General features: G+C 71.0%; 2 protein-coding genes. One reads left to right on the forward strand and one right to left on the reverse strand.

All coding sequences use genetic code 11. From position 1 onward, the window contains the following. On the reverse strand, positions 1-815 hold an 815-nt coding region (locus E1264_RS41640), incomplete at its 3' end, for a LysR substrate-binding domain-containing protein (protein ID WP_132182945.1). Between the two features lie 203 nt (positions 816-1,018). On the opposite strand from E1264_RS41640, the gene E1264_RS41645 reads away from it, so the two are divergent. Next, on the forward strand, positions 1,019-2,365 hold the full coding sequence (locus E1264_RS41645; RefSeq protein WP_132182947.1) for a HAMP domain-containing sensor histidine kinase: 1,347 nt from the start codon (positions 1,019-1,021) through the stop codon (positions 2,363-2,365). Positions 2,366-3,067: the final 702 nt, after the last annotated feature.

The raw sequence follows: 3,067 nt of genomic DNA on the forward strand, positions 1-3,067 counted from the left end.
CGCCAGGCGAGTGCGATGCGGGCACTCAGACGTGGGCGGACGATCGGCATCGCGTGCAGGTCGTCCGGGCGGGCGCGGGCGGCGGGCTCGGGGAGGACGGCCACGCCCATACCGTGCGCGGCGAGTTGCGCGAGCACGGGCGGCTCGCCGGCCTCGAATGCGATGCGCGGGCTGAGGCCGGCGTCGGCGCATGCCGCGTCCAGGACGGCTCGCAGCCCGGTGCCCTTCGGCGGGCAGATCAGGTCCTCGTCGGCGAGGGCGCGCAGCGGCATCATGGCCCGCCGGGCTAGCGGATGGCCGCGCCCGACGACCGCGTAGAGCTCCTGCTCGATGACGACTTGGGTCGTGATGCCCTCGGGTGGCTCGGAGCCCATGCTGAGGAACGCGAGATCGATCCGTCCGTCCCGCAGGCCGCCGGTCAGGGTGTCGGTCTTCTCCTCGACGACCGTTATCTCCACGTTCGGATGGTCTCGGCGGAAACCTGCGAGCATGCCCGGAAGGTCGATGGATGGAATCCAGCCGATGGTGCCGATCGTGACACGCCCGCGCAGCAGGCCCGCCAGCTCGTCCACCGACAGCCGCGCCCCCTCGACAGCCGCGAGCGCCGCCCGCGCGTAGGGCAGGACGGCCTCGCCCACCTCGGTCAGCCGGACGGTCCGCCCCGACCGGTCGAACAGCGGCTGGCCGAGTTCCCGTTCAAGCTGCCTGATCTGGGCGCTCACCCCCGGCTGGGCGACGTGCAACCGGGTCGCGGCCCTGGTGAAGCCGGCCTCTTCCGCCACCGCCACGAAGTACTCAAGCTGGCGCAGCTCCATAACCGGCGATGCTAACAGCGCGCTTGTCCAGCGCTTTGGCTTCTGCAACGGCCGTGGCGGGCAGGCGGCGCGGAAGACCATTTCTTTGGCCGCTCTTGGGCGCTCTGCGGCTGTTCAGAGGACTGATTCCGGTCTGGACGGTGATTACCTCACCTGCGGGAGGTCGGGTGAACAGACGGCGCACATGGTCCATACGGGTGCGGATGACCGTGATTGCCGGAACGGTCACCGCCCTGATCTGCGTCGTCCTGATCGTCCTGATCGTCGTCGGCGTGCGCGGCGAGGCGGGCGACTACAAGCGCAGCAAGGCCACCGCCGCGGCTGCGCGGGTCGCCTACCAGGTCAGGCGGGAACCGGCCCTGAAGGGCGGGCTCTCCGCGCCGGACGACGTCGTCCTGCAACTCCTGGACAGCCGGCACAGAGTGATCGCGGGGACCGGCAAGGCGCTGAGCGGCCTGCCGATCGCCCGGTTCCGGCCGCGGGAGAGGGACATCTACTCCACCAAGGTCCTGTGCCCGCCGCGCGGGTTCAGCGGCTGCATGTGGGTGGTATCGATCCGCGTGTACCAGCCGGACGGGGACTGGATCGTCTACGCGGCGATCCCCACTGTCCCCTGGTACGTCAATCCGAGCCTGATCATGTTCCTGGTGTGCGTGTCGCTGCTGGCCGTCCTGCTGGTGTCGCTGCGCGCGTGGGGGACCGTCGACCAGACCCTCGCGCCGGTGGACGCGATCCGCCTCGAACTCGCGGAGATCACCGCCAGCGAGTCGGGGCGGCGCGTGACGGTCCCGGAGAACCGGGACGAGATCAGGCTGCTCGCCGAGGCGGCGAACGCGACCCTCGACCGCCTCGACAGCGCCCTGGCGCGGCAGCGCAGCTTCACCTCGGACGCGTCCCATGACCTGCGCAGCCCCATCGCCGCCGCGCGCGCCATGATCGAGGAGGCGCTCCTGTATCCGGACCAGACCGACTGGCCGAAGACGGGACGGGCCGTCCTGCAGAGCCTCGAACGACTGCAGGCGATCGTGACGGACCTGCTGCAGCTCGCCCGCCTGGACGCCGCCGCCTGGCAGGACACCGAGCTCATCGACCTCGGCGCGCTCGTCACCATCGAGGTCGCGAGGTCGGACCGGACGAAGCGGATCGTCCCGCACATCCAGGAGGGCGTGACGGTGCTCGGCGACCGGCTCCGGCTCGTCCGGCTGCTCACAAACCTGCTGGACAACGCCGAACGGCACGCCGAATCGCAGATCGACATCACCGTCCGCCGCGAGGACTCGCCCACCGGCCCGGCCGCCGGTTCGGTCGCCGTCCTGGAGGTCTTGGACGACGGCGCGGGCATCGCAGAAAAGGACCGCGACCTCGTCTTCCAACGCTTCGCCCGCCTGGAGGCCAGCAAGTCCCGCGATCCTGCCGGCACCGGCCTCGGCCTCCCCATCGCCCGCGAGATCGCCCGCCTCCACGGCGGGACGCTCACCATCGAGGACAGCCCCAAGGGCGCCCGCTTCGTCCTCCGAATCCCCAGAAACCGAGCCGCCCAGAACCCGTGACCCGCGTCCAGAAAAGCGACCCGCACCCGGCAGCTGGCGGGTGCAAGCGGCTCGGTGGCTGGTGCGCGTTCCGCAACCGCAACCGCACCCGCGACCGGCGGCCAGCGGCTGACCGCATTCCGTCCGGCATGGCTGCGGGCGACCAGGTTGAACGAACGCGAGGGGCTACAGCCAACGACGAGTTGCGGCTGATCGCGTCGCGAGGATCATCGTCAGGTAACCCAGCCACCCCGAGCACAGCAGCCTGGCGAGCGGACGGTGCCGGGCGGCCCCGGTGGCTGGTGCGCGTCCTGCAGCGGAGCCTCCAGCTGGCTGCGGGAGCCGTTGTCGGCGGCTGGTGCGCGTCCCGCGTGTGGCTGGTGTGCGTTCCGCGACCGCGACCGGCGGCTGGCCGCATTCCGTCCGGCATGGCTGCGGCCGATCAGGTTGAACGAACGCGAGGGGCTACGGCCAACGATGAGTTGTGGTTGATCGCGTCGCGAGGATCGCCGTCAGGGAACCCAGCCACCCCGAGCACAGCGGCCTGGCGGGCGGCGGCGAGCGGGCGGCGGCTGGTCCAGGTTGGCCCGCCCGCCTGACCACGCCGGGGTATGTGACCGGGGTAGGGACCGACGGGCGGGACATCCTTGCCTGTGCGTCGCCCCAGGGGGCAGGTGCAGCGTTGAGTAGGCGCGTTGAAAGCAGAAAACCCCGCGTATGTGG

Source organism: Actinomadura sp. KC216, assembly GCF_004348535.1.
In the GTDB taxonomy this organism is placed as follows: domain Bacteria; phylum Actinomycetota; class Actinomycetes; order Streptosporangiales; family Streptosporangiaceae; genus Spirillospora.

What these genes read in the sequence shown, in the direction of transcription:
- E1264_RS41645 (WP_132182947.1), top strand. Translation starts at nt 1,019, where the DNA reads ATGACCGTGATTGCCGGAACGGTCACCGCCCTGATCTGCGTCGTCCTG.